4 protein-coding genes are annotated in these 2,603 nt (G+C 58.0%); 2 read left to right on the top strand and 2 right to left on the bottom strand.

The genetic code is table 11. The annotated features are described in order from the left end of the window. The coding region (locus NW815_RS10200) for a pentapeptide repeat-containing protein (RefSeq protein ID WP_414415975.1) at positions 1 to 637 on the top strand (637 nt) is incomplete at its 5' end. A 39-nt stretch (positions 638 to 676) separates the two neighbouring features. On the opposite strand, the gene rpmB is transcribed toward NW815_RS10200, so the two are convergent. Both rpmB and NW815_RS10190 read right to left on the bottom strand, forming a co-directional pair. Next, positions 677 to 913 carry a 50S ribosomal protein L28 gene (gene rpmB / locus NW815_RS10195; protein WP_414391181.1) on the bottom strand — a complete coding sequence of 79 codons (237 nt, stop codon included), beginning with the start codon at positions 911 to 913 and terminating at the stop codon, positions 677 to 679. Positions 914 to 937: 24 nt separating this feature from the next. Beyond that, positions 938 to 1,300, bottom strand: a complete 363-nt coding sequence (locus NW815_RS10190; RefSeq protein ID WP_414328958.1) for a hypothetical protein — start codon at positions 1,298 to 1,300, stop codon at positions 938 to 940. A 165-nt stretch (positions 1,301 to 1,465) separates the two neighbouring features. On the opposite strand from NW815_RS10190, the gene NW815_RS10185 reads away from it, so the two are divergent. Further along, positions 1,466 to 2,578, top strand: coding sequence for a dockerin type I domain-containing protein (locus NW815_RS10185; protein ID WP_414391178.1), 1,113 nt, complete (start codon positions 1,466 to 1,468; stop codon positions 2,576 to 2,578). Positions 2,579 to 2,603 lie beyond the last annotated feature (25 nt).

Below are 2,603 nucleotides of genomic sequence, written 5' to 3'. Positions count from 1 at the left end.
GGGTGCCAACCTGGAGAATGCCTACCTCTCGCGGGGCCTGTTCGACCGCATCCAGATGCCCAAATCCAATTTGACGCGGGCTAACCTGCGCTCGATCAGCCTGCAGCAAGCCGACCTACGTCTGTGCAACTTTCGCCGCGCTGAGCTAGAGCGGGCCAATTTTACCGCCTCAGATCTACGGGGATCCAGCTTTAGCCAGGCTCTGGGGGACTACAGCAACTTTACCGCCGCCAAACTGGACAAAAGCAGCTTTCAGGGGGGCCGTTTCAGCCATTCCATCTTTCGCGAAGCCAGCTTGGTGGCTGCTAATCTGGCGGAGGGGAACTTTTTTGCCGCCGACTTCCGCCAGGCCAACCTATCTCGCTGCAACCTCTCCCAGGCTGCCTTGGTGAGTTGCCAGCTTCAGTTTGCCAACCTAGAACAAGCCATTTTGGTGGGGGCCAACCTACGGGACGCTCAGATTGAAAACACGCTCTTCAGTGGAGCCGATTTTACCGATGCCAAGCTCTCCGACGAAATGCGCAAGCTCTTGATTGAGCGGGCCAGCGGCACCAACGAGCTTACCCAACGGGATACCCTCAACACCTTGCTGGCGGGTTTGCAGCCCAAGCCGCGTAAGCTTTTTGGCTTGCTGTGAGGTTGGAGCTGTCAGACACAACTGGGCTGAGGAGAAAGCTCAAAACCGGCTGAGGTCGATCCCGGCTTCCCGGGCCATGGCTCCTATCCCTTTGGCCTTGAGAGTCTTCAAGGCTTTGGTGGAAAGGCGCAGACGAACAAACCGCTGACCCTCTTCCCACCAGATGCGCTTCCACTGCAAATTGACTTCCTGCAGGCGCTTGGTGCGCCGGTGGGAGTGGGAGATGGCAAAAGCGTTGTTGCGTTTCTTGTTGGTTAGTTGGCAGCGACGCGCCATGGGATCAAAGCAAACTCAGCCTAGCTATCGTAAGGCATCTTTTTGTTGGGCAGCAAGCTGAAGTTGACTTTGCAACTGGGCTAGCTCTGCCTTCAGTCGGTCAAAGGTTTGTTGGCAGTGGTTAACGCTTTTTAGGGGCAGCTCTTCATTTTTGGCAATGCAGGTCACCTGTACAGAGCCGTCGGCAGCCTGACGGGTGCGATCCACAAACACTTCCACCGTCACCAGTTTGGTGTAGGGATTTTTTCCGGGAGGCTCGCCGGCCACCCAATAATCAAGGCTGTTGTGGAGGACATTGAGTTGGCAGCGCTCCAAAACGGCGCGGATCGACTCACTGAGCTGCTCGGCTGAGCCCACAAGCTGAGTAACGCAAGAGTATCGAGCCATAGGAGGAGCCAGTCACCACGGTTATCCTACCATCAAGTTTTCGGCTCCTGCAGCCAAAGGCGAACCGGCAGAATTGCGCTCAAGAGTACTCTACACCGGCTCGGTTAGCCCTGCTGCGAGGAGGTGAATTACGTTAGAACATGAACAACTCCCAGGAGAGTTGCCATGTTTAGGGTCTCCTGTTTGGCTCATTCTCTTTTGCTACTGGGATCCCTGGGCCTGGGTTGGATAGGCGTGTCTTTTGCCCACGCGCAGCCCTTTCAGGCGGGCGACCTGGATGGGGATGGCCGTTTGACGGTGCAGGATCTCAACCTGTTGGGGGCCTACTTGCGGGGAGAACGGGGATTGACCGACGACCAGATCCGAGCTGCCGATGTCGACCAGGATGGACGGATCACAGAAGCCGACTGGCAAGTGTTGCAGCAGCGCATTCAGGCAGCAACGGATGTGCCCACAGGACAGGTGCAGTTGGATTCCGCCTATTCGGGACAGGTGGTGGATCGGCTGACAGGGCAGCCCTTGGCCGGGGCGGAGGTGGCCATTCCGGGGGCGGGTATTTCGGTGCGCACCGATGCCCAGGGTCGGTTTCGCCTGCCAGGGCCGCTGCCGGCAGAAGAAATTTTGGTGGCGCGGCTGGAAAATTACTTGCCCTATTCCCAAAGTACAGGCAACGGTCAAGCCAGCGGGGATCGGCCTTGGCAACTGCAGTTGGAGCGCTGGGATCCCAACACAACTTTGGTACTGGAGGCGAATGTCATCCGCCTGGGGGATAACCAGTACTCACCGGAATCGGCTGCCGCCGGGCAATTTTTGGGCCCTGCCCAAGGGGTGGAGATGACCCGCTCTTTCACTTTGCAACGCCTGCCTTCGCGCCCACTGGTTTTGCGGATTGGATCCCTGATTGGGTTGGATACAGCTGCCGCCTATCGGGCCGGTCAATCCCGGATCCCCAGTGCCAACATGTCTCCCATGCAGGTCATCCTGAACGGAGTGGAAGTCGAACAGATTCACCTGGGGGGAGATAACCTACAGATTCCCCTGCCGCTGCAACCTCTGCGCCTAGGCCTGAACACTGTTACCCTGCGCACTGGCAAAACCCTGATTCAGCCCCCCATGGTCACCCGTGGTCCCCAAGTGCCGATCAGCATTCCCCTTTTCGGGGGATCCCTGCACATCTCGGTGCCGGTGGGAGGTGATACGGTCGTCCGGCACGGCGGAGCCTGGGTGGATCATGACGATGTGCAGTTGGCTAACGTAACCATCGAGATCCCCAAGTAAACTACCCGGCCCTGACTGCTTCGCA

It is taken from the genome of Synechococcus sp. R6-7, assembly GCF_047461695.1.
GTDB lineage: Bacteria > Cyanobacteriota > Cyanobacteriia > Thermostichales > Thermostichaceae > Thermostichus.
The sequence above is the reverse complement of the archived record's forward strand: the minus strand, read 5'-3'. Positions and strand labels throughout refer to the sequence as shown.

Coding starts and splice junctions, on each gene's coding strand:
- rpmB (WP_414391181.1), bottom strand. CDS start 913: ATGGCGCGTCGCTGCCAACTAACCAACAAGAAACGCAACAACGCTTTT.
- NW815_RS10190 (WP_414328958.1), bottom strand. CDS start 1,300: ATGGCTCGATACTCTTGCGTTACTCAGCTTGTGGGCTCAGCCGAGCAG.
- NW815_RS10185 (WP_414391178.1), top strand. CDS start 1,466: ATGTTTAGGGTCTCCTGTTTGGCTCATTCTCTTTTGCTACTGGGATCC.